At 60.7% G+C, this 17,951-nt stretch carries 37 protein-coding genes and 1 tRNA gene; 20 read left to right on the top strand and 18 right to left on the bottom strand.

The annotated features are described in order from the left end of the window. Positions 1-58: 58 nt before the first annotated feature. The 18 genes from IM737_RS20900 to IM737_RS20820 all read right to left on the bottom strand — a co-directional run bounded on the left by IM737_RS20900 (position 59) and on the right by IM737_RS20820 (position 7,547). Complete coding sequence (locus IM737_RS20900) at positions 59-1,228, bottom strand: tyrosine-type recombinase/integrase (protein ID WP_236900029.1); 1,170 nt, start codon at positions 1,226-1,228, stop codon at positions 59-61. Continuing rightward, the gene (locus IM737_RS20895; RefSeq protein WP_236900028.1) at positions 1,203-1,445 is read right to left on the bottom strand and encodes a hypothetical protein; all 243 of its coding nucleotides are present in this window, start codon (positions 1,443-1,445) and stop codon (positions 1,203-1,205) included. The genes IM737_RS20900 and IM737_RS20895 overlap by 26 nt, the downstream gene beginning before the upstream one ends. A gap of 139 nt (positions 1,446-1,584) precedes the next feature. Further along, positions 1,585-1,989 carry a hypothetical protein gene (locus IM737_RS20890; protein WP_236900027.1) on the bottom strand — a complete coding sequence of 135 codons (405 nt, stop codon included), beginning with the start codon at positions 1,987-1,989 and terminating at the stop codon, positions 1,585-1,587. After that, positions 1,986-2,837: a hypothetical protein gene (locus IM737_RS20885; protein WP_236900026.1), complete on the bottom strand. Its 852-nt coding sequence runs from the start codon at positions 2,835-2,837 to the stop codon at positions 1,986-1,988. Before IM737_RS20885 ends, IM737_RS20890 begins: the two co-directional genes overlap by 4 nt. Then, entirely contained in the window at positions 2,834-3,265 is a 432-nt protein-coding gene (locus tag IM737_RS20880; protein ID WP_236900025.1) for a hypothetical protein, read from the bottom strand. The genes IM737_RS20885 and IM737_RS20880 overlap by 4 nt, the downstream gene beginning before the upstream one ends. Next, positions 3,262-3,699: an HNH endonuclease gene (locus IM737_RS20875; RefSeq protein WP_236900024.1), complete on the bottom strand. Its 438-nt coding sequence runs from the start codon at positions 3,697-3,699 to the stop codon at positions 3,262-3,264. The genes IM737_RS20880 and IM737_RS20875 overlap by 4 nt, the downstream gene beginning before the upstream one ends. Continuing rightward, a complete protein-coding gene (locus IM737_RS20870; protein WP_236900023.1) occupies positions 3,692-4,045 on the bottom strand; it encodes a DUF2493 domain-containing protein in 354 nt (117 codons plus the stop codon). Before IM737_RS20870 ends, IM737_RS20875 begins: the two co-directional genes overlap by 8 nt. A gap of 115 nt (positions 4,046-4,160) precedes the next feature. After that, complete coding sequence (locus tag IM737_RS20865) at positions 4,161-4,406, bottom strand: hypothetical protein (RefSeq protein ID WP_236900022.1); 246 nt, start codon at positions 4,404-4,406, stop codon at positions 4,161-4,163. Between the two features lie 85 nt (positions 4,407-4,491). Beyond that, on the bottom strand, positions 4,492-4,752 hold the full coding sequence (locus tag IM737_RS20860; protein ID WP_236900021.1) for a hypothetical protein: 261 nt from the start codon (positions 4,750-4,752) through the stop codon (positions 4,492-4,494). Positions 4,753-4,754: 2 nt separating this feature from the next. Further along, positions 4,755-5,033, bottom strand: coding sequence for a hypothetical protein (locus IM737_RS20855; protein WP_236900020.1), 279 nt, complete (start codon positions 5,031-5,033; stop codon positions 4,755-4,757). Continuing rightward, entirely contained in the window at positions 5,030-5,158 is a 129-nt protein-coding gene (locus tag IM737_RS20990; RefSeq protein ID WP_272906561.1) for a hypothetical protein, read from the bottom strand. Before IM737_RS20990 ends, IM737_RS20855 begins: the two co-directional genes overlap by 4 nt. A gap of 76 nt (positions 5,159-5,234) precedes the next feature. Further along, positions 5,235-5,555: a hypothetical protein gene (locus IM737_RS20850; RefSeq protein WP_236900019.1), complete on the bottom strand. Its 321-nt coding sequence runs from the start codon at positions 5,553-5,555 to the stop codon at positions 5,235-5,237. Positions 5,556-5,560: 5 nt separating this feature from the next. Then, the gene (locus IM737_RS20845) at positions 5,561-5,788 is read right to left on the bottom strand and encodes a hypothetical protein (protein WP_236900018.1); all 228 of its coding nucleotides are present in this window, start codon (positions 5,786-5,788) and stop codon (positions 5,561-5,563) included. Positions 5,789-5,843: 55 nt separating this feature from the next. Beyond that, positions 5,844-6,128: a hypothetical protein gene (locus IM737_RS20840; RefSeq protein WP_236900017.1), complete on the bottom strand. Its 285-nt coding sequence runs from the start codon at positions 6,126-6,128 to the stop codon at positions 5,844-5,846. Positions 6,129-6,375: 247 nt separating this feature from the next. Further along, a complete protein-coding gene (locus IM737_RS20835; RefSeq protein WP_236900016.1) occupies positions 6,376-6,585 on the bottom strand; it encodes a hypothetical protein in 210 nt (69 codons plus the stop codon). Between the two features lie 10 nt (positions 6,586-6,595). After that, entirely contained in the window at positions 6,596-6,790 is a 195-nt protein-coding gene (locus IM737_RS20830) for a hypothetical protein (protein WP_236900015.1), read from the bottom strand. Between the two features lie 5 nt (positions 6,791-6,795). Further along, complete coding sequence (locus tag IM737_RS20825; protein ID WP_236900014.1) at positions 6,796-7,200, bottom strand: hypothetical protein; 405 nt, start codon at positions 7,198-7,200, stop codon at positions 6,796-6,798. Positions 7,201-7,202: 2 nt separating this feature from the next. Then, positions 7,203-7,547 (bottom strand): helix-turn-helix domain-containing protein, encoded by a 345-nt coding sequence (locus IM737_RS20820; protein ID WP_236900013.1) that lies wholly within the window; start codon positions 7,545-7,547, stop codon positions 7,203-7,205. A 92-nt stretch (positions 7,548-7,639) separates the two neighbouring features. Here IM737_RS20820 and IM737_RS20815 point away from each other — a divergent pair, with 92 nt between their 5' ends. The 20 genes from IM737_RS20815 to IM737_RS20720 all read left to right on the top strand — a co-directional run bounded on the left by IM737_RS20815 (position 7,640) and on the right by IM737_RS20720 (position 17,922). Further along, positions 7,640-7,849 carry a helix-turn-helix domain-containing protein gene (locus tag IM737_RS20815; protein WP_236900012.1) on the top strand — a complete coding sequence of 70 codons (210 nt, stop codon included), beginning with the start codon at positions 7,640-7,642 and terminating at the stop codon, positions 7,847-7,849. Then, positions 7,846-8,190 carry a PadR family transcriptional regulator gene (locus IM737_RS20810; RefSeq protein ID WP_236900011.1) on the top strand — a complete coding sequence of 115 codons (345 nt, stop codon included), beginning with the start codon at positions 7,846-7,848 and terminating at the stop codon, positions 8,188-8,190. Before IM737_RS20815 ends, IM737_RS20810 begins: the two co-directional genes overlap by 4 nt. Next, the gene (locus IM737_RS20805) at positions 8,190-8,549 is read left to right on the top strand and encodes a helix-turn-helix domain-containing protein (RefSeq protein ID WP_236900010.1); all 360 of its coding nucleotides are present in this window, start codon (positions 8,190-8,192) and stop codon (positions 8,547-8,549) included. The genes IM737_RS20810 and IM737_RS20805 overlap by 1 nt, the downstream gene beginning before the upstream one ends. Then, the gene (locus tag IM737_RS20800; protein WP_236900009.1) at positions 8,550-9,728 is read left to right on the top strand and encodes a GapR family DNA-binding domain-containing protein; all 1,179 of its coding nucleotides are present in this window, start codon (positions 8,550-8,552) and stop codon (positions 9,726-9,728) included. It begins immediately after the preceding gene. 620 nt (positions 9,729-10,348) lie between these two features. Next, entirely contained in the window at positions 10,349-10,771 is a 423-nt protein-coding gene (locus IM737_RS20795; RefSeq protein WP_236900008.1) for a hypothetical protein, read from the top strand. A 3-nt stretch (positions 10,772-10,774) separates the two neighbouring features. Then, a complete protein-coding gene (locus IM737_RS20790) occupies positions 10,775-11,032 on the top strand; it encodes a hypothetical protein (protein WP_236900007.1) in 258 nt (85 codons plus the stop codon). Between the two features lie 32 nt (positions 11,033-11,064). Further along, entirely contained in the window at positions 11,065-11,691 is a 627-nt protein-coding gene (locus IM737_RS20785; protein ID WP_236900006.1) for an HNH endonuclease, read from the top strand. Positions 11,692-11,710: 19 nt separating this feature from the next. Further along, positions 11,711-12,031 (top strand): hypothetical protein, encoded by a 321-nt coding sequence (locus tag IM737_RS20780; RefSeq protein WP_236900005.1) that lies wholly within the window; start codon positions 11,711-11,713, stop codon positions 12,029-12,031. A 426-nt stretch (positions 12,032-12,457) separates the two neighbouring features. Further along, positions 12,458-12,769 carry a hypothetical protein gene (locus tag IM737_RS20775; RefSeq protein WP_236900004.1) on the top strand — a complete coding sequence of 104 codons (312 nt, stop codon included), beginning with the start codon at positions 12,458-12,460 and terminating at the stop codon, positions 12,767-12,769. Beyond that, positions 12,766-12,999: a hypothetical protein gene (locus IM737_RS20770; RefSeq protein ID WP_236900003.1), complete on the top strand. Its 234-nt coding sequence runs from the start codon at positions 12,766-12,768 to the stop codon at positions 12,997-12,999. The genes IM737_RS20775 and IM737_RS20770 overlap by 4 nt, the downstream gene beginning before the upstream one ends. Next, positions 12,996-13,841 carry a DNA adenine methylase gene (locus IM737_RS20765; protein ID WP_236900002.1) on the top strand — a complete coding sequence of 282 codons (846 nt, stop codon included), beginning with the start codon at positions 12,996-12,998 and terminating at the stop codon, positions 13,839-13,841. Before IM737_RS20770 ends, IM737_RS20765 begins: the two co-directional genes overlap by 4 nt. Positions 13,842-13,866: 25 nt before the next feature. Next, complete coding sequence (locus IM737_RS20760; protein ID WP_236900001.1) at positions 13,867-14,364, top strand: helix-turn-helix domain-containing protein; 498 nt, start codon at positions 13,867-13,869, stop codon at positions 14,362-14,364. Next, positions 14,361-14,906 carry a GIY-YIG nuclease family protein gene (locus IM737_RS20755; RefSeq protein WP_236900000.1) on the top strand — a complete coding sequence of 182 codons (546 nt, stop codon included), beginning with the start codon at positions 14,361-14,363 and terminating at the stop codon, positions 14,904-14,906. Before IM737_RS20760 ends, IM737_RS20755 begins: the two co-directional genes overlap by 4 nt. Further along, positions 14,903-15,760, top strand: a complete 858-nt coding sequence (locus IM737_RS20750) for a helix-turn-helix domain-containing protein (RefSeq protein WP_236899999.1) — start codon at positions 14,903-14,905, stop codon at positions 15,758-15,760. Before IM737_RS20755 ends, IM737_RS20750 begins: the two co-directional genes overlap by 4 nt. Next, on the top strand, positions 15,757-15,954 hold the full coding sequence (locus IM737_RS20745) for a hypothetical protein (protein ID WP_236899998.1): 198 nt from the start codon (positions 15,757-15,759) through the stop codon (positions 15,952-15,954). Before IM737_RS20750 ends, IM737_RS20745 begins: the two co-directional genes overlap by 4 nt. After that, positions 15,951-16,145 carry a hypothetical protein gene (locus IM737_RS20740; RefSeq protein ID WP_236899997.1) on the top strand — a complete coding sequence of 65 codons (195 nt, stop codon included), beginning with the start codon at positions 15,951-15,953 and terminating at the stop codon, positions 16,143-16,145. The genes IM737_RS20745 and IM737_RS20740 overlap by 4 nt, the downstream gene beginning before the upstream one ends. Next, positions 16,142-16,360, top strand: coding sequence for a hypothetical protein (locus IM737_RS20735; RefSeq protein WP_236899996.1), 219 nt, complete (start codon positions 16,142-16,144; stop codon positions 16,358-16,360). Before IM737_RS20740 ends, IM737_RS20735 begins: the two co-directional genes overlap by 4 nt. Next, on the top strand, positions 16,357-17,148 hold the full coding sequence (locus tag IM737_RS20730) for a DUF6456 domain-containing protein (protein ID WP_236899995.1): 792 nt from the start codon (positions 16,357-16,359) through the stop codon (positions 17,146-17,148). The genes IM737_RS20735 and IM737_RS20730 overlap by 4 nt, the downstream gene beginning before the upstream one ends. An 88-nt stretch (positions 17,149-17,236) precedes the next feature. Beyond that, positions 17,237-17,313 (top strand) — tRNA-Met (locus IM737_RS20725). Positions 17,314-17,550: 237 nt separating this feature from the next. Beyond that, a complete protein-coding gene (locus tag IM737_RS20720) occupies positions 17,551-17,922 on the top strand; it encodes an HNH endonuclease (RefSeq protein WP_236899994.1) in 372 nt (123 codons plus the stop codon). The last annotated feature ends 29 nt before the right edge of the window (positions 17,923-17,951 follow it).

The raw sequence follows: 17,951 nt of genomic DNA, 5'->3' as shown, positions 1-17,951 counted from the left end.
CAAGTAATTGCGACTGTTGAGGTTTCTCCGGTCGCCTTCCCAGAACAGAAGTGAACGGTTAGCCCCGGTTATCCGAGGGGTAGTCACTTCCGTTCCCTGCCCGTCCCAGCACGACGACATTTCCCCCGCCGACCCGATAGGCCATTTGCACCGCATCGGTCATATCCTTGAGCATGCCGCGCCGCTTCGCGCGCCGCTGATAATGCTCCGTCATGGTCTCGCTGCCATGACCCAGCAGGTGCTTGACCTGCAGCGCCTCAAAGCCGCATTCCGCCAATATGGTCGCCACCGTGTGACGGCCGCCATGGAATGTGCAGCCCGGCGCAACCTTCTTCCCTTCCACCAGACTGTCCCGCCACTTCCCCCACGACGTTCGGAATCCGTCTGAGGTCCATGGCTGGCCGCGAGAGTTGACGAACATGGTCGTGGCCCGGTCCTGCATCACCAGCTTCGGCTTCTTGCGCTGCTGCTCATCCCAGAAGGCGGCACGCCACTTCTGGAACGCTATCAGGATCGCCCGCAGATCATCGCAGACGGGCAATTCGAGCGATCGACGTGTCTTGCTGGTGGTGAGGCTCAATAGCCGCTGCTGATCATCTATGGCGGTCTTTGCCATCTTCAGAACGTCACCCTCGCGCAGCCCGAGGTATGCCGACATGGCAATGGGCGCGGCGAGGTAGATCGGCGCCCGCATCAGCTCGATCGCTTCCTCTGGCGACCATGGCCGATTCGCTTCCGGTAAATCCGTGGGCCGAGCGACGGTCGAGATATCGGCGGCCGGGTTGATGGTCATGTGCCCATACTCGACGCCGAAGGCGAATAGCATCTTGAGCGTCACCAACATCTGGTTCGCGAACTTGAAGCCGCGCTGCTCGCGCGCCGTGTCGCGCATGCTGGCAATGACGGGGGCGGTGAAGTCGACCAAGCGCTGATCATAGACCGGGCGGAGATAGTCGAACACGCGGTCATAGTCGGCCTGGGTCCGCTCGCGCAGACCCGCCCAGTGAGCCGACTTCGCTTTGTAGGCTTGGATGAGCAGGATCAGCGTGCCGGCGCGGGCCGCATATGGCTTATAGAGCGCGTCCAGGCGGGCGACCTCGGCGGCGAGGGCATTGCCATCAAGCGTCGGGTCCATGGTTACTGTGGGGCATCCCTTGCGCCGGTAATAGCGCCTGCGCTTGCCGTGGCGGTCGGTATAGGTCTTAACGCCCACGATGCGAACCAGCATGCTTGAGGGCCTCGACTATTCCCATTGCATTAGAGGGCTGGGATTGGCTGAGGGTGTCGAGCCATTCGTCAAGTCGGACGCGATCGTAACGCACGCAATTCCCGTAATTCACAGGGATGACGTGCGGGAAGGCAGCGGATTCGAAGCGTGACGTGGTGGGGAAGCCGCAATAGCTTGCGGCCTCGTCCTTGGTCAGCATGCGCTTGTGAGGAGCCATCAGCCCCATGGCCACCACCCCATATCCTTAGCCAGGATCACCCCTTGCGCTAATAGAGATGCAAGGACAAATACCGCTCCCGACACAACCACGACCGTCAGGATGATCAGGGGCAGGAACTCACGGTCTGTGCGGTCGCTCATGGCTTTGGCCCCGATGCGAGGGATGCTGCTATCAGGGCGCGAAGTTCTACCGCACCGTCCACGCCTCCGAGGAAGTCGTAAGCTCGCTCCAAAGCCTCTTGCGCAGTGGCTAGTGCAGCCTCGGCCTTCTCCGCACGTTCCCGCTCGTCTGCAATGGTCTGCATGGACAGGCGGTTTTCTTCGGATATAGCTGCTATGGTTGAGGCGATTTCCGACCAGACCCTCTGCGCATCGCCGCCCACGGTGTCGGCATCGCGGCCTGTCGCGCCTTCCGCATAACCCAGGTCGAAATACTCGCCTATCAGCTCCCGCAAACGCTCCACGATCCCCTCTGCCACTGCTGTGGACGGAGCGGGAGTGTTAAGATCGTGGGTGCCGTGGCTTTCGCTGGAACTGCTCATTCCCCACCTCCAAGGCTAGACAGGGATGCACGTATGGCGTGACAGGCGGCGAACCAGCCGGTATCGTAGTGGGCTCGCCCTGGATCACCGACAACCCCACCCCATAAATCGGGAGGGTTGTTCTCTATGCTCCGGACTATATCAAGTAGTTGATTTGCATTTAAGCCTTCGACGGGCGCAGAGCCTTGCGCAGCGGGCGTTTGAGGTTGATTTCCTCGATCATCGCTGACGCTCACTCTCCCCGCTGCGGGGTGGGTGTAGTAGAGGGGTGTAATCTCTGCTCCATCCTTCTCCCACTTTTCCATGGTCGAACGGAACCGCGTCAGGCTTGTCTGGCTGTTGATCGAGCCCGCTCCGGGCCAGTAACCCTCCCAAGCCACAGCCTCCCCATACCCGGCATCAATGGCTTGGGAGGGTGGGGTGGCAGGCATCCGACTAGCGCGACCGCGCAGCATCCCCGACCATGATTTCAGCGCCCCGACATGCTCGGCAACCTGATGTGGCTGGTCGTGGATTATGAGCTGAAGGATCGTTTCGCACTCTTCGTCCAACGCGTTCGCGATTTTCTCATCTGTCATCGAGACGGCGAGCTTCTGAACTGCGGTAAGCGCCCCATCCTGTGCAGCAAGGGGTGGGGTTTCGAGGGTGCGGCGTTCGAGGCTCTTGATCATTACGGACGCCTTTACGAGCAGCATCGCAGTGGCATCGAACATCTCTGCATCGTCAGCGCCACGACGCTCGCCTTCAATCGATAGGGCAGCAGCCTCGCGCTCAAGCTCGAATACGACTTCACCTGGTGTTTTCTTTCCGCCGCTCAATTCATCCGACACTCGTGTCTCACTGCTCATTTCGTCTCTCCGTAAAGAGTTGTGCGGGCGAGGCGGAAGTCGCCTGCGGTCAAATAGGTCCATCCGGGACCGGTATTATCCGGCAACGGGTTGCCCTTGCCGTCCAGATCAAACGGCATCGTCTCAAGGTACGTGCCAAACGGCCTCAACGCGCGTTCCAACGCCTCTATGCGGTCGATAAGGGCAGGGACAGCGGAGAGAACATGCCGAGCGTAGTCGGATTGGGCGGCGGATTTAGCTGGCCCAAGAAGCGGCTGCTGCGAAACGTGGTCAGCGCCGCGATATAGGGCAAACCCCTGACTCTCTTCGACTATGGTGTAATCGGCGGCTGGTTGGCGGCTTGCCCATTTGTATTCGTGAACGCGCTCCCAAACCAACGGAGATACCAGCCCTTCTATCTTAGAACCGGATGGGGATTGTTCGGTCATGGGGTTATCCTCCGGGCCATGATGTCGCCCTCGAATTTGGGTGTGCGGGGTGCGGTGGCGCGATGCTGGGGCGCGGCTGGCGCGAAGCCGGCGCTGCGCAATTCGGACTTGCTGGTCTTGATCCCATGCACCGCGGCAAACTGGCTGCGGGCCTTTGTCCGCGCCTTTGCCTCGGCGGCGGTCTTGATGGCGTGACATGGCTTTTCGTGGATGGCCCGAAGGTTCGCTTCGGAATGCTCGCCGCCATCTGCCAGGGGAGTTTCGTGATCGAACGCCTTCACCTGACCGGGCCTGATGACATTGCCGCAATCGGTGCAGATGACTTCGCCGGCAGCATTCATCTGCCGCTCGAGGATATGGCGCTTCACCGATTCCGGGATGGCCTGGTCGTGATGCTTGGCGACCCATGATTGAGCTTTACGGGATCTAGCCATGGGCGATTTCCACGACTTCCACGCCAGCCTTGCGGGCCTTCCGGACCATGTCGGCCGTACCGCGGCCGCCGGGGAACGCAATGACCAGGTCTGGCTTGCCCTCGTCCAGCATGCGCTTGTTTCGAGCAGGGCCAGCAAAGCTGCCCTGGTTCTCCCAATCGGCTTCGAAGGTTTCGACCTCCACCTGGCGGCGGTAAGCCCATTCCTTGCCGCAAGCGTCAGCGCCACGGGCGCCACCCTCGATGATGGCGTCGATACCTGCATGGTCGTGCATCTTGTCGAGAACAGCAAACACGCGAGCGGCGTCGTTGTAGTCGCGGCCGCCACAGACGAGAACGCGAGTCATGCTGCCTTCTCCACCTTCACAGGCTTAGGAGCCCATGCTGTTCTAGGGTCTGTTCGGAAATCCTCGATGATGGGGAAAGGGCCGATGGGACGACCGATCTGGTGGGTGACCTGGCTCACGAGGCACCGCCTTCTGCCTGTCGCCATTTCCAGCTTTTCCAGATGTCGCAGAACCACAGTTCTATCCCGGTAGGCACGCGCTTCCCGTCCGGGTAGCTGTGCCAGACGGTGCAGTTGCCGACGAATACGACGCGGCGGGGCTTGAACCAGAGGAACCTGCTTTCGCAAATGATCCTGGCGTCGAAGTGGTCAAAGCGTTCGATGCGGATGAAGCGGAGGCCCATCAGAACAGCCCCATCCATATGGGTTCATCCCAGCGACACCAGTAAGCAGCAGCCAAAGCTACAGCCGCCCAGGTAATGCAGAGGGTGGTGGAAAGGGTGGGGTTCAAGATGCCGCCCTCCTCGTATTCAGTTCAGCCATCATCGCGGCGTCAGCGGCGTCGAGTGCCTTCTGAGCGACGGCTTGCAGGGCAGCGCCGGACATCACGCCATCGGCGATTTCCTCAAGGGCCTCGCGGAATAGGTCGGCCTGAGTGCAGGTGTCGCCAACGGCGATAGTCTCGACTTTGCCAAAGGGGGTCTCGACATCGAAGATGTTGCCCTCGATCTTCGTCGGCCAGCCGGGGAACACGATCGTGAAAGCCATGGCTATGCTGCCTCCGTCCTAGCGCAGTCGAAACAGTAGAATTCATCGTTCGGCGGCACGACGACATGATCGTCACCGGCGTAAATGCGAGTGCCGCAATTCATGATGCAGTTCGCCAGATGGACGCGGGACCGATCAAGATCAGCAGTGTCGCGGGCGTAGTAATCGACTGGCGCCGGCTCAAGGTTGTCGTGGTTCAGGTCGGTGTTACCCTCGACCGCAACACGAGCGCGCCAATCATCGACCTTGGCGAGGCCAGAGCTATCGGTGACGCCGATCATGCTACCTGCTCCTCGATCCACGCATCGACTTCATCGGGAGCAACACCCCATGTCGGCGCCATTTTGCGGAAGTAGTCAGCCTGCAAGGCGCGCAATGCAGCCTTCTGTTCTTCGGTCGGAGGCATTGGCCTGACCTTTCGGCCCTTCCGATATCCAAGCTGCTCCAGCAGCCCGACGTTGCGTGTTCCTCTGGCCATGGATTCAGCCTTTCAATTTCTTGATATCGTTGAGGGTGAGTTGAACGAGACCGGCCTTGTGGATGGTCTCGCGAGACAGCAGCCCGCCATTGCCGCCTTTGCCCAAAGTGCCGCTGTCGTCGAAGGTGACAGCGTTGGCTAAATCAGCAGAGCGCTCGGCAAGCCGTGCCGCTTCAGGGCTCACAACGAACAGCACCGACCTCAGCTTCGAAGCAGAAACCCCAGCGTCAAACTCTGCTGAAGCCCATACCGATAGGCTTGGATATACCGCCTCAAGCTCATCTATGAGGATCTGGCGGCAGTGCTGTTCGTGGTGATCGATCATGACGATCACCAGCGGAAAATGTCGACGACCATGGCCAGCATCATGGCGATCATCACCACGCCGATGATGCCTGCGAGGCCGATGCCGCCCACCACTGCCCAGCCCCCGAGCCCCCACGGCAGCGTCGTCGTGGTGCCACTGCAAATGTTGTGGATGTGGTCAGCGCCCCACTCAGAGACGGTGCGGATACACTGGGTCGCGTTCTGGTTGAGCGTGATCGTCTGGTCTTCCATCGTCCATCTCCTGATCTTCGCTAGAACGCACCACTCGGATGCGCTCAGGTGAGGATCAGAAGTCTGCGTCGTAGAGATCGAAGCCAAAGCCGAAGCGGGCACGCGTGGCACCATTCACCAGCTTGCGTTCTTCGATGGCGACCTTGGCAGCGTCGGAATATTTTGGGGCGCCATACTCGCCGTCTGCCTTCGGCAGTTCGCCAGCCTCGATCGCGGATGTGAGCCTGACGAACTCATCGACCAAATTGTGCAGCGACATGTCTGCAACCGACCGGAGCCGGTCGGCGGCGATGGATCGAAAGGTCTCGGTAGGGTTGGTTGTCTGGACGGCTGTGCTCATCGAAATCCATCTCCATAGAGGCAATCGCCTCGCTGATCTGATGGATGGAGTATTAGCACCACTAAAGTTTGAGTGCAACAGGAAAATTAGTACCACTAATATTAGAGGGTGCGCCAAGGAATCGAGGCTGCTACACTCCACCTGTCAGCGTCGTGCTGATGGCAAAGAAAAAACCCCGCACGGGGCGGGGCTGGAGTTGACGATGGGTCAGGCTAAACTGGTTGTAGAACTCTACGCCGATCCGGGGCTATGCCCTCGGCAGGCCCTTGGTAAGGTCGTTGAACCAATCTCTGGCCTTGGCCTCAGCCTCGTCTTTGAGCCGCTCCTTGAACAACCCGTAGAAGCCGAAGTGCTGCCCGCATCCGCCACAGGTGACCGCGTCATCGTCCTTGGGCGGATTGGTTTCGTCTATCGCGAGGGTGTTCCCACATTTGTCACAGGCGAAGGTGATAATCATAGTTGACCCCTCATGCATTCCCCTCTGGCGGCATATCCTCAAGCAGTATGTCGTTCTTGATCCCGACCAGGTCGCGGAGGATTTTGATATCCTCGGCAGCTTCCCGCATGATCGCCTCCAGATCCCGGACGGGCACGTCATCGACGTGGTCGGCATAGAACCGTAGGCGATAGAGGATGTCGGGTTGACGCGGCGTGTCGGGCATCGGCGCTAAAACAGTTCGAGCCGACCGGAGGCGTTGGGGTATCGCCCAATCTCCTTGCCGGTCTGGCCGTCGAAAAGCCGAACACTGTCGGTCGCGTTTGAGCCGTCATACGAGTAGGCATAGACCACGCTGACGAAGCTCTGCTTCTGGTCAATCGTGGCGGCGTAGAAGGCCGGGCCAACGAATGCCCTGGTCAGTGTGCCGGGTTGCTCGAACTTGGTGAAAACCCGCTCGTTGATCATCCGCTGGAGGAACGCAAGGCGGTCGGCCTGCATCGCCTCTGACTTGTCGATTGTCGCAACAGGCGCAGCCGCAACAGCAGAGGCAGTCGTGGTGCTGCGTCCGCTGCCCAGCGAGAACAGATATCCGATGCCGACAACCAGCAGCACCAGAATGACAAGTCCGCGCATGCTCAGCCCTCCGTGCCGGTTCTGTCGGGCAGGGCATTCAGCAGCGCCATGACAGTCGCGGCAGCGTCCTTTTGCCGGATGAGCCGCATCAGGTCGATAATCGCGCCGTCGAGATTGGGGTCGCGGGTCAGCAGGTCACCCGGCTCGCAGTTCAGTGCATACGCCAGGGCCTCAAGGGTCGGCTGCGTGTAGTTGATGATCCCGTTCTCCAGCTGGGAAATCGCCCCGCTGGTGGCGTCAATGCGATCTGCCAGCTGCTCTTGCGTCAGCCGACGATATTTCCGCCACTGCCTGATGAAGTGGCGCGGCTTGGTCGGCTTGGGGATCGGACGAACTTTAGTAGCCATTACAACATTTTAAGCGACACTAAAGCCGTTTCCACACAGCACCACTAAAGAAACGCTTGCGCATGAATATTAGTGGTGCTAAGAAAATCAGCATGGAAAATCTTATCAAATGGCTGGATGAGAAGCGCGGGCGTCGGGGCGACCTGACACGGGCGCTGAAGATTACGCCCGGCGCGCTGTCGCAGTGGTCGCAAGTTCCGGCGACACGCGCCACCGAAGTTTCTGCCGTCACTGGCATCCCGCTGCATGAGCTTCGCCCTGACGTGTTTCCGGCACCAAAGTCGGAAGGGGCAGCAGCATGAGCGATTGGCGCGACCAGTTCACCCAATACACCACCGGGTTTGCGTTCAACCTGTCTCTCAGCCGGGATCAAGCATCGCTGCTTGAGGCCATCGGCGGCGGTGAATGGGAAGGCTGGGCCAGTCATACGGGCAGGGGCAGCTTCATCCCCACTATCAAGGCGCTCCAGCGTCGTGGTTTGGCAGAGCACAATCCGGCTGTTCATGCTGAGAACCGCCCCGCCAACTCCACGCCGAAGTGGTTCTACCGCCTGACGCCAGCGGGTCAGCATGTGCTCGAACTCCTGCGTTTGACCGGTGTCGCGCAGCGCGTGACGGCCGTAGCGACCGAGGTGGCAGCGTGATGGCCCGCCCCGACGACATTTCCCCAGCAGTGTATGAATGGGCAGAAATCTTCACCGATGAGCATATCCATACGGATGATCGCGAACTGGTGGCCCGCGCATTTATCGCCGGCCAGCAGAGCGTCACCAATCCAGACCGCGTCGGCCTGACAGATCGTCAGCGCAAGGCATTCGACATCCTGCAGACCCACATCGAGCTGACCGGTGGAACACCACCATCCTTCCGTGAACTCGCCCAGCGTCTCGGATGCACGACAAGCCGAGCCCACTCCGTCTGCAAGCAGCTCGAACATCGAGGATTGATCACCATGGTTCCACGGTGCCCGCGCTCGATCGCCATTGTTGGGAGAGCAGCATAGATGACCGAAGGCAGTAACAGCATTGCCGACGACCTCCTGCGCAACGGCTACGAGCGCTGGGCCCGCCTCGAAGGCGAGAAGGCCGCTATCAGCGAAGACCTCAAGGAGCTGTTTGGCGAGTTGAAGGCCAATGGCCTGGACGGCAAGGCACTCCGCGCCGCATTCCGCAAGGTCGCTAAGGCCGGCGATACCGAGGCAGACCTGCACGACGCCACGGTCGACCTTTACGTCGGCAGCCTGCTCGGGCCGCGCATCAAGCCTTCTGGCACGAAAGTTGCAACGCAGGCGCGGGACGCGCGTAAGGAAATTCCAGAAACCCGGCCTCTCAACCAGGCTGGGCCAGATGTCGGCCCAAGCAGTAGTTCGGCTGCTGCAGAAGGCCGTGTGGTAACCTCTCTTGCCGGTGCAGAGGGCATCGTAGACCGGCAACCAATCAACCAACCCCATCCGACCAAAGCGGATGGCAGCGACCTGACCGCCTCCCCAGGCCCTCATGGTCAGGTCGCAGATAATTCCGATATCGACATTCCGATATCGAGCGAGGCGGGCGACGAATTGGTCACGTCGCCAGTTGATGCCACTGACCATGGCCCCGTTGGAACCGGCAATGATGCCCGTAACGACAACGCAGGAGGCGAAAATGTAGCCGCCGATGATGATGTTCACCCCCTTGATGACGACCGTTCGCATGAGAACGGGGAGCGAGCCGACGCTTTGGCACTCGGCAGCGACGTGGAAGCCGTCGCACCAAAGCCCCCAATGTACGCCGCGCCCGGCGTAGTCGTCTGGGAATCCAGCCCGCCCGAAGGCGTACGCCGCCACGAATACAGCTTCGCCTTCGGTGATCTGGGTCAGGACGTCGCTGTCATTGATGAGGATCTGGCGAACGCGGCGTCGGCGCCCATCGTCAAGCTCGGCAACATGATCCTCGACGGTTGGGCTCGATACACCAGGGCTCGTGCGATGGTCGGCCTCGACGGCAAGCCAGTCGAATATCCAGTCGTTCAGTACGACGGAAACAACCCCCTCATCGACGTCATCCGCTGGAATATGAACGGCCGCATCCTCAATGAGGAACAGCGTCGTCTGATAGCCAAGCGTCTCGTCAGCATCGAGCCCCATCGTAAGGCCGAAATCTTCAAGGCTCTCGATATGGGCATGGAGCTTGTCGGAGCATGAACCGCACAGTCCGGCTATCGCCTGAACGCGGATCAAGGGGCCTGACCATCCTTGCGCTTGCCCTGGCAGCATGGGTTCCAGTGCTGCTGGCTGCCCGCCTTCTGTTCGGGTGGTCAGCATGATCCACATCCGCCACTCCGATTTCATCCTGATCCTGGCTGCCGTTGCTGTTGCATCAGCATGGCTCTCTCTACGGGCGCCTGGTGACCAGATGACCGTCACTCCACACCAACCGCAAATGTCTGCCCAGAGCACTGCTGGGGCTGCATGGGGTCTTCACCCTGGGCAGGCACTTGCCGTTGATCACACGCAAGACAGGCCGGGCATGACGCTTCGGGCTGGGTACTTGATCCGCATGGTGACCTCCAACTCCTCCCTGGGAGCCAGCGTCACTTGCCGGGCCGCGCCTTGTCGGCAGCGCCCGGCCTTTTATTCCCCGTGCTCGATCGGCGCCAACCGATCCCGCACGCATTCCCTGCCGCACCAGAAGCTCTCTAAGCACATCGCTGGTGTCCGGCTGATCCATCGTCGTCGCCTTTGCTGTTCGCCTTCATCCGATGGTTTCAAAACTATCTGGAAGGCATTTGCAGATGGGCGAATTTCGTTCGGAGGACAGCAAAATGTCTTCCCTCGCTGAAATGAAGGGTCTCGTGCATCAGGCGGCTGATTTCACATCGCCGTCCGACAACTGGAAAGACCGGGTGCAAGCGGCGGCGCGCGCACTCGGCTTCGGTTGGTCGCGCACCAAGGACCTCTACTACCAAGACGCCCGCCGTATCGATGCGGAGGAGATGGACCATGCGCGAAAGATCGTCGGCAAGCTCAAGCAGGACCGACAACGCCGGGAGGCCGCCGAACACGTCGCCTGGCTTCGCCGAACCGTCCAATCCCTTCGCGCGGACGGCCGGCAACTGGACGGCGACAGCCTTGATGTTCTTGAGCGCCTTGCTGGCGTCGTGGGCGCAGAAGGCAGCGCCCTGGTGGCCATGGCCCCCGAAGTCGCCGCTGAAGACTTCGACCAATCTCAAGGATGGGGCGCCTAGGCCATGAAGAACAAGCTGTCAGACCTGAACGATCACCTATTTGCCCAGCTTGAGCGCCTGTCAGATGAAGACCTGACCCCCGAGCAGATCGAGCAGGAATCGAAGCGCGGCGAGGCCATCGTCAATGTCGCCGAGCAGATCATCCGCAATGCCGACCTGACCTTCAAGGCAGCAACCTTTGTTGCCACCCATGGCGACCGTTACCGGCCCGCGCTTTCTGGTCTGATCGGCAAGTCCGTGACCGCCGAGGCTGAAGAATGAGGGGCCAGCGGATCACCTACAGCGCCGCCGAAATGGCATGGCTGGAAGAAAACCGCATGATGGTCATTAGCGACTATCACAGCGCGTTTTTGATGAGGTTTGGGCGGGATGAGATATCGGCGCTGAACCTTCATGGCCTGCGCAAGCGGATGGGCTGGAAGACAGGTCGCACCGGTTGTTTTGAGAAGGGCCAGGCGCCCATGAACAAGGGTGTCCCGTGCGCTCCGGGCAAAGGCGGCAGACACCCCAATGCCCGCAAGACGCAGTTCAAGAAGGGCAATATCTCGCACACCTATCGCGGGCCTGGTCATGAGCGCGTCGATAGCAAAGACGGCTATGTCGTCATGATCCTTGATGAGGTGAACCCCTGGACCGGCGGCATCACTCGCCCGGTCCATAAGCACGTCTACCTCTGGGAGCAGATCAACGGACCGGTGCCGGATGGCCACTGCCTCAAGTGCGTCGACGGCAACAAGACCAACACCGACCCCTCAAACTGGACGCTGATCCCTCGCGGCGTGCTCCCCCGGCTCAACGGCGGCAGGGCAACCCGCGTCATGGCCTACGACAGCGCCCCGGCAGAGTTGAAACCCGCCGTTCTCGCCATCGCCAGGATCGATCACGCCATCCACGAAAAGCGGAAGTCCGCGACCGCCTAACCCCACCAGGAGGAATCCAATGACCAGCCGTAAGCCATCAACAGCCGAAGTCACTCAGCCAGCCATCCCGGCCGATATCGCATTCGGCAACATCATCACCGCACAGCGCGACAGCGCGACGGTCAACGAGCAGGCCCTGCGCTCTCAACTTGCTGCCCGTGAAGGTCAGTATGAGCGGGACATGGCTCGGCTGCAGGCGGAGTTCAAAGTCGACCGCACCAGCCTGGAAGAGCAGATCAACCAGCAGTCCAACATCATCACGGCCGCCGATGCTGCGCTGTCGAGCCTGCTCGCCGCCGAGGCCGATGAAACCAACGTCGTCGCTATGGCGGCGGAGTAGGGCCCATGCGGAAATCAATCATCGGTCCCGCCGCCGCATCGCTCCTAACCGGCGCCACCACGTTCGCCCGCGCCTTGGACGAATGGCCGGAAACGTCCCTGCCGTTCTTCGACTTTGGCGGCGGACGGTCGTCGGCGGCATCCCGGCCGCGCTCAGGCGGCTCTCGCGCGCACCGCCAGTGGCGGAAGCGTCGGGCATCTGGCCGGGCATGACCCATGAACCTCGGCATCCGCTCCCGTCTCACTCAATGCGAAGGAAAGCGTCCATACGCCACCAGAGCTGACGCAGTGAAGTGGCGAAAGAGAATGCATGCCCTTGAACCAATACCGCTGCCCGCACTGCGGACAGTACCACCTCGGCAACAGGCCAAAAGGGCACAGGACGCCCTAAGCCTCCGCCACCGGCAATTGAACTGGAGTTTTGAGCATGAACCGCAAGTTCTCCGACCATGTCACCCAGACAGCGTTCCACCTGACCTTGTCGCGCAACATGATCGGCACGATGGCGCGTATCCGGAACCATGCGTTCGGGCACGATGGTGCGTGGACGGCCAGCGGAGCTGATCAGTTCATCATGGGGGCAAAGGCGCTAACTGAGCGGGGGTTGGTGGTGCACTCGCAGGTGCCTGACGCCACCGGGAAGCATTGGACCTTCACCGAAGCGGGCGAGCACGTGTTTCAGCTCCTGGTGATTGCCGGCCTGGTGACCACCGAAGCCGCCAACGACCAGGCAGCATGACCATGGGCAATCCAACCAGCTACACCATCAAATACGTCACCGTAAAATCCAAGCTGGAGAAGCTTGTAAAGCCCGTACGCAGCGACAAGCAGCGTCGTGAGCTAATGAACCGTGCCGCCTCTGGCCGCGACCCCAAGCTATCCAGCAAAGCCCGTCAGGCAGTGGCAGAACGCAGACGCCAGGCAGAAGTCCAGAAGTCGCTGGATGATATTGCGGGGCGGGTGGAATGACGGTTCCTCGCCCAGTCTTGCGATGGCACGGCGGCAAGTGGTTGCTGGCACCCTGGATCATCGAACACTTTCCCGCCCATCAGGTGTACGTCGAGCCCTTCGGCGGCGCGGCGTCTGTCCTGATGCGCAAAGAGCCGGCGTATGCCGAAATCTACAACGACCTAGACGGCGACGTTGTGAACCTATTCCGCGTTCTGCGTTCGCCACGCGCCGACGAATTGGTGAAGGCGGTACGCCTGACACCATTCGCACGCACCGAATTTCTGCAGGCCTATCAGCCAACCGAGGATGATTTCGAGCGCGCTCGGCGCCTCATCATTCGCTCGTTCATGGGCTTCGGCTCGAATGGCCACAACAAAGCAACCGGCTTCCGGGCCAATTCAAACCGCTCCGGCACGACGCCTACCCATGATTGGGTGAACTATCCAGACAGTCTGGCCCAGGTGATAAGACGGATTGCCGGCGTCACCGTCGAGAGCAAAGACGCATGTGCAGTTATGGACCAGCACGATGCGCCATCCACGCTGCACTACGTTGACCCGCCATACGTCATGGATACCCGCGCCGACGGCGGGGCGGACTATGCGCATGAGATGGATGATGCGGATCACATCGCGCTTCTAAATTGTCTCAAGGCGCTTGATGGGATGGTGGTGCTGTCTGGTTACCCGCACCCGACCTATGACCAAGCCCTGATTGGTTGGCGCCGCGTGGAGAGGACTGCCCTGGCAGACGGTGCAAAGAAGCGCATCGAAGTCCTTTGGATCAATCCCCATTGCGCTGCCCGCCTCGATGCTGAGCGCGCCCAGCTCTCGTTTCTCGATGGAGCCCCAGCAGCATGAATACCAACCAATCCCAGAGGGCAGCATGAACCAGACCACCGGAACAGAAGCAGCATTGGCCCGGCATTATGCCGATGTTCGATCGCGCCTGTCGTCAGGAACCACGCCACCGGAGCGCGCCAGGCGGTTTGTCCCGGTGAGGCAGCAGTCACATCGCCCGGACTATGTTCCGCCAGCCCCGCGCGTCCCTATGGTCCGCATCGACGCGGCGGTTCGGGAGCGCGTCCGCGATATCCTGACCATTGCCCAACAGCATCGGGCCGAAGCGTTTGATCCGGGCCATTGGCTCGAAATCATCGACCAGGTGTGCGTCAAGCACGACATCACCCGAGGCGAACTGCTGAGCTCTCGTCGGGCCAGACCCATCGTCGCCGCTCGTCACGAAGCCATGTACCGGATGAGTAAGGAGACCTCGATGTCTCTGCCCGCGATCGGGCGCCGCTTGGGCGACAAGGACCATACGACCGTGCTTTCGGGAATCCGCCGGCATGAAGAGCGCATGGGTCTGGAGCGGACGCGATGAGCTCTCGCGCATTCGGTTGGGCATGGGGCCTATCGTTGCCACCTGCGCAGAAGATGGTTTTGCTCGCGCTGGCCGATGTCGCGTCACCGGATAAGGATCAATTTGCCTGCCCCATCAGCTACATCGAGAAGGTTGCGTGCATGGACGCCGCCGAGATCGATGATGCGATAGCTGCGCTGGTCGCAAAGGATCTCGTATCGCACAGCCATGGCCTCTATCGGCTCGGGCTTCCGCCGCTGCCGCCACGGGAAAGCCGGCCGGTCGCGGCTGGCTGCGTTTACATCATGGTGAGCGGCGGCAAGACGAAGGTCGGCGTTTCAACCGACCTGAACCAGCGGCTCTACAACATCAAGGCGACGTTGCCGGACGTCAGGCTCATCCACTCGTTCCCAATGCTGATCACCGAGGCTCGGAAATATGAGGGCAGGTGCCTTGCGCACTTTGCCCATGATGCATTGCACGGCGAATGGCTGTCGACGCCGCCTGATGACGTGATCGAGTACCTGCAGCGCGTGACCGGCAAGGCAGGCACGCCAGCATGAGCAAGCCCCGCTACAGCATCCTGCCTGCCGATTGCTTGGATGACCCACGGTTCAAGGATGTGCATCTCCGCGTCCTGGTGAAACTGGGCAGCCATACGGACAATCGTGGCTGGTGCGAGGTCAACCAAAAGAAGCTTGGCGAGGCGATCGGCAAGACCCGTGAGACGGTCAATCGGGCCATCCGAGACCTCTGCGAAATGGGCTTTCTGATGAAGCGCGAACAGTTGACGAAGGCCAACGGACGCACCATCAGCCAGTACCGCGTATTGATGGATCGCCCTGACCCGACACCAGATGTAGAGACCCCTGTGAAATCCACGTCACAGGGGGTTGTGACGCCTGAAGATCACAACCCCTGTGACGAAGCTACGTCACAACATAACTACCTTTCTTCCAACGACCATCCTTCGCTTCGCTCGGATAACGAGCGCGTGTCGTTTGATGAAGCTTGGAAGATATTCCCGAAACGGCCAGCGGCAAATCGGACCGAAGGCAAGCGGGAATGGTCAAGGCTGTCGGATCCTGAAACCCGACGAGCATTTGTCGCTGTGCAGCGGTTCGACCAATGGCGCATCGAAGACGCCGAGGCTCGCGGCGTGACGGCGGAATCGCAGTTGCAGTTTATGCCGGGCTTCGGGAAGTGGATCCGCACCAAGGCGTGGGTCGATGCGCTGCACATCGTGCTGAAATCCGACCCGGTCCCGCCATCGGCGCACGGCCTGGTGGTGCTGAAACCTGACCATGCGGATTTCCAAGCCGTCGAGAAGATGCTGGGCAGGAAATTGCCGGTCTACGGCAGCGGATCCAGAACCTTCCGCATCGAGGAAATCGAACAGGCGAGGGCAATGGCATGACCAGCATAACCGACCGCATCCTGTCCCTTCAGATCGCCGAGCGTGATTATCAGCGTGGCCTGATCCATGCCCATGGCGAGCAGCGCCTGGTGATATCGCAGAAGCTGGCCCGCATTCGCCGGCAGATCGCGATGTTGACCGAATCCGACCGGCAGCCGATGGCAAGGCCTGAACAGGCGCGGCGCTTCAAATGAAGGTCTCCATCACCGACCAGATCCAGTTCGCCACGACCATGCGAGACAGCTTCGCCAACCTGGTGAGCGAAGGCGTCAAATCCACCAACGGCATGAGCATGGAAACCAAGCTCGATCTGGCCGAGGCGATCCTTCTCACTCTTCACGCATGGGCTGCGTATGAGCCTGAGATCAAGGGTCAGGCCAAATGAGCGGCGATGGGACGCTGATCTTCAAGCGCCTTGGCGCTGACCTCGATGCCAAGCGGAACGGCAGTGCGCTGGACCAGTTCTTCGCCGCTCTCCGTCAAGTCGACACCGAATATGGCCGCGCCGATATCAGCGCGACTGCAGCAATGGCCGAGGTGCGGGCAGCGCTAAGGCAACTAGACCGACATCAGACGATCAACAGGGGTAAACGAGCATGACCGACGAGTTGAGCAACGAAGCGAAGTCGGCAGCTGCTCGGCTGTTCATCCGGGGTCAGAAGTCTCGGCGTAATTCGATCGATGATCAGGAGGCGCTGACCAGCTACAGCGTCGGCGTCGATGAGCTAATCAAGGCGAAGCTGGTCACACGCCGTCGGCGACCGCGATGCCCGGGCGTCATGCTGTTCCGTGGTACGCCAGCGACAGCCGATATCGGCAAGGCATGGGCAGCATCATCGGTCCCTGCGCCGGCCACCCCAGACAACTCGGTAGCGGCAGACGTTCGCGTCGTTCAGCATGACCTGGTGCAAGACCCCTATATGACCGATGCCGAATATTTCCATCAGCGCAGCATCAAGTCAGGCCCGGCCGTCGGCAAGGTCTCGGTCTCGAGGAATATGGTGGAGTATGTCGGCGGGCTGGCCCGGTTGGGTGGCGCCAGCGAAATGCACCTTATGGCAGCCGCGAAGTATCGAACCGCATACGAGCGTGCCCAGATCGGCGGCGCTCGTGCTGTTGACTACGCGGCCGTCAAGGTGGACACGTCAGGCCCTCGTGAGGATGTGCTGGCTGGCAGGACGGTTGACGCACTGGAAGCCTACAAGGACGCGGTCAGGTGCTTGGGCATGATGCGCTCCAGCGTCGTTGAACGTGTAATCTGCCATGACCAGAGCCTGACAACGCGGGGAATGGGCTCACGAGCAAGGGACCGGGCCAAGCGGGAACTGTTCGCTGCGCTGGATGATTTGGCCGTGCACTTCAAGCTGGCCATGAAAAGGGCAGCTTGACAGCGGGGCACGAAGCAGCCACACATCGATATGCTAGCGCATATCGCGCGTAAAAGAACGGCTCGCTTCGGCGGGCCTTTTTCGTTTTCGTAGGGTGGAGCAGTCCGGTAGCTCGCCAGGCTCATAACCTGGAGGTCGTGGGTTCGAATCCCACCCCTGCAACCAGATCGAGGCGCGTTGCCGATAGCCTTTACCTGCCAGCAGGCAGCGCAGGACCGGCCCGCTCCGACCCAATACAGACATCGGAGAGCATGATGATGCATATCGCGCGCTTTACAGGCGTTATCGCCGTGCTGCCCACAATGGCGGTGAACCAGGTTGTTGGATGGTATCTGTCGCTGCTGACGGCAGAGGCCCAGCGCAGATCTCGTTAGCCACCCCCCAAGCAGAAGGCATAGGGCATTGGCACTGAAGGTACTCAAGCCCAGGCTCAAGCCGATGGGGCAGAGGCTCAAGGCGCCCCGCGAGATCAGGGACAAGCGATACAGCCCAGATGCTGTGATCCGTGGATGGTATAAGTCGGCCAGGTGGCAAGCCTTGCGCCTCGAGGTGCTGGTCCGTGACCTCTACACCTGCCAGCGTACAGGCGTGGTGCTGGTAGGCAAGGCACCAGCACCGAACAGCCCGATCGTCCACCACAAGATCCCGCATCGCGGAGATGAACAACTCTTCTGGGACATCAACAACCTTCAGGCCGTCTCCAAGGCTTGGCACGACAGCGATGCCCAGGCCGAAGAGCGCAACGCCCCTGACCCCGCCTGGCGCTTCTCCTAGGCCATTGGGGGGGGGTGGGTAAAAGTCTG

Origin of the sequence: Devosia sp. SL43, assembly GCF_021729885.1 — a bacterium.
Classification (GTDB): domain Bacteria; phylum Pseudomonadota; class Alphaproteobacteria; order Rhizobiales; family Devosiaceae; genus Devosia.
This window is presented reverse-complemented; position numbering and strand designations above follow the sequence as displayed.

Coding starts and splice junctions, on each gene's coding strand:
- IM737_RS20850 (WP_236900019.1), bottom strand. CDS start 5,555: ATGATCGATCACCACGAACAGCACTGCCGCCAGATCCTCATAGATGAG.
- IM737_RS20820 (WP_236900013.1), bottom strand. CDS start 7,547: ATGGCTACTAAAGTTCGTCCGATCCCCAAGCCGACCAAGCCGCGCCAC.
- IM737_RS20845 (WP_236900018.1), bottom strand. CDS start 5,788: ATGGAAGACCAGACGATCACGCTCAACCAGAACGCGACCCAGTGTATC.
- IM737_RS20795 (WP_236900008.1), top strand. CDS start 10,349: ATGTCTTCCCTCGCTGAAATGAAGGGTCTCGTGCATCAGGCGGCTGAT.
- IM737_RS20835 (WP_236900016.1), bottom strand. CDS start 6,585: ATGATTATCACCTTCGCCTGTGACAAATGTGGGAACACCCTCGCGATA.
- IM737_RS20730 (WP_236899995.1), top strand. CDS start 16,357: ATGACCGACGAGTTGAGCAACGAAGCGAAGTCGGCAGCTGCTCGGCTG.
- IM737_RS20860 (WP_236900021.1), bottom strand. CDS start 4,752: ATGGCTTTCACGATCGTGTTCCCCGGCTGGCCGACGAAGATCGAGGGC.
- IM737_RS20870 (WP_236900023.1), bottom strand. CDS start 4,045: ATGACTCGCGTTCTCGTCTGTGGCGGCCGCGACTACAACGACGCCGCT.
- IM737_RS20890 (WP_236900027.1), bottom strand. CDS start 1,989: ATGAGCAGTTCCAGCGAAAGCCACGGCACCCACGATCTTAACACTCCC.
- IM737_RS20880 (WP_236900025.1), bottom strand. CDS start 3,265: ATGACCGAACAATCCCCATCCGGTTCTAAGATAGAAGGGCTGGTATCT.
- IM737_RS20895 (WP_236900028.1), bottom strand. CDS start 1,445: ATGGCTCCTCACAAGCGCATGCTGACCAAGGACGAGGCCGCAAGCTAT.
- IM737_RS20735 (WP_236899996.1), top strand. CDS start 16,142: ATGAGCGGCGATGGGACGCTGATCTTCAAGCGCCTTGGCGCTGACCTC.
- IM737_RS20765 (WP_236900002.1), top strand. CDS start 12,996: ATGACGGTTCCTCGCCCAGTCTTGCGATGGCACGGCGGCAAGTGGTTG.
- IM737_RS20810 (WP_236900011.1), top strand. CDS start 7,846: ATGAGCGATTGGCGCGACCAGTTCACCCAATACACCACCGGGTTTGCG.
- IM737_RS20875 (WP_236900024.1), bottom strand. CDS start 3,699: ATGGCTAGATCCCGTAAAGCTCAATCATGGGTCGCCAAGCATCACGAC.
- IM737_RS20755 (WP_236900000.1), top strand. CDS start 14,361: ATGAGCTCTCGCGCATTCGGTTGGGCATGGGGCCTATCGTTGCCACCT.
- IM737_RS20830 (WP_236900015.1), bottom strand. CDS start 6,790: ATGCCCGACACGCCGCGTCAACCCGACATCCTCTATCGCCTACGGTTC.
- IM737_RS20760 (WP_236900001.1), top strand. CDS start 13,867: ATGAACCAGACCACCGGAACAGAAGCAGCATTGGCCCGGCATTATGCC.
- IM737_RS20785 (WP_236900006.1), top strand. CDS start 11,065: ATGGCATGGCTGGAAGAAAACCGCATGATGGTCATTAGCGACTATCAC.
- IM737_RS20775 (WP_236900004.1), top strand. CDS start 12,458: ATGAACCGCAAGTTCTCCGACCATGTCACCCAGACAGCGTTCCACCTG.
- IM737_RS20750 (WP_236899999.1), top strand. CDS start 14,903: ATGAGCAAGCCCCGCTACAGCATCCTGCCTGCCGATTGCTTGGATGAC.
- IM737_RS20780 (WP_236900005.1), top strand. CDS start 11,711: ATGACCAGCCGTAAGCCATCAACAGCCGAAGTCACTCAGCCAGCCATC.
- IM737_RS20840 (WP_236900017.1), bottom strand. CDS start 6,128: ATGAGCACAGCCGTCCAGACAACCAACCCTACCGAGACCTTTCGATCC.
- IM737_RS20885 (WP_236900026.1), bottom strand. CDS start 2,837: ATGAGCAGTGAGACACGAGTGTCGGATGAATTGAGCGGCGGAAAGAAA.
- IM737_RS20825 (WP_236900014.1), bottom strand. CDS start 7,200: ATGCGCGGACTTGTCATTCTGGTGCTGCTGGTTGTCGGCATCGGATAT.
- IM737_RS20770 (WP_236900003.1), top strand. CDS start 12,766: ATGACCATGGGCAATCCAACCAGCTACACCATCAAATACGTCACCGTA.
- IM737_RS20855 (WP_236900020.1), bottom strand. CDS start 5,033: ATGATCGGCGTCACCGATAGCTCTGGCCTCGCCAAGGTCGATGATTGG.
- IM737_RS20740 (WP_236899997.1), top strand. CDS start 15,951: ATGAAGGTCTCCATCACCGACCAGATCCAGTTCGCCACGACCATGCGA.
- IM737_RS20900 (WP_236900029.1), bottom strand. CDS start 1,228: ATGCTGGTTCGCATCGTGGGCGTTAAGACCTATACCGACCGCCACGGC.
- IM737_RS20800 (WP_236900009.1), top strand. CDS start 8,550: ATGACCGAAGGCAGTAACAGCATTGCCGACGACCTCCTGCGCAACGGC.
- IM737_RS20865 (WP_236900022.1), bottom strand. CDS start 4,406: ATGGATGGGGCTGTTCTGATGGGCCTCCGCTTCATCCGCATCGAACGC.
- IM737_RS20815 (WP_236900012.1), top strand. CDS start 7,640: ATGGAAAATCTTATCAAATGGCTGGATGAGAAGCGCGGGCGTCGGGGC.
- IM737_RS20805 (WP_236900010.1), top strand. CDS start 8,190: ATGGCCCGCCCCGACGACATTTCCCCAGCAGTGTATGAATGGGCAGAA.
- IM737_RS20790 (WP_236900007.1), top strand. CDS start 10,775: ATGAAGAACAAGCTGTCAGACCTGAACGATCACCTATTTGCCCAGCTT.
- IM737_RS20990 (WP_272906561.1), bottom strand. CDS start 5,158: ATGCCTCCGACCGAAGAACAGAAGGCTGCATTGCGCGCCTTGCAGGCT.
- IM737_RS20745 (WP_236899998.1), top strand. CDS start 15,757: ATGACCAGCATAACCGACCGCATCCTGTCCCTTCAGATCGCCGAGCGT.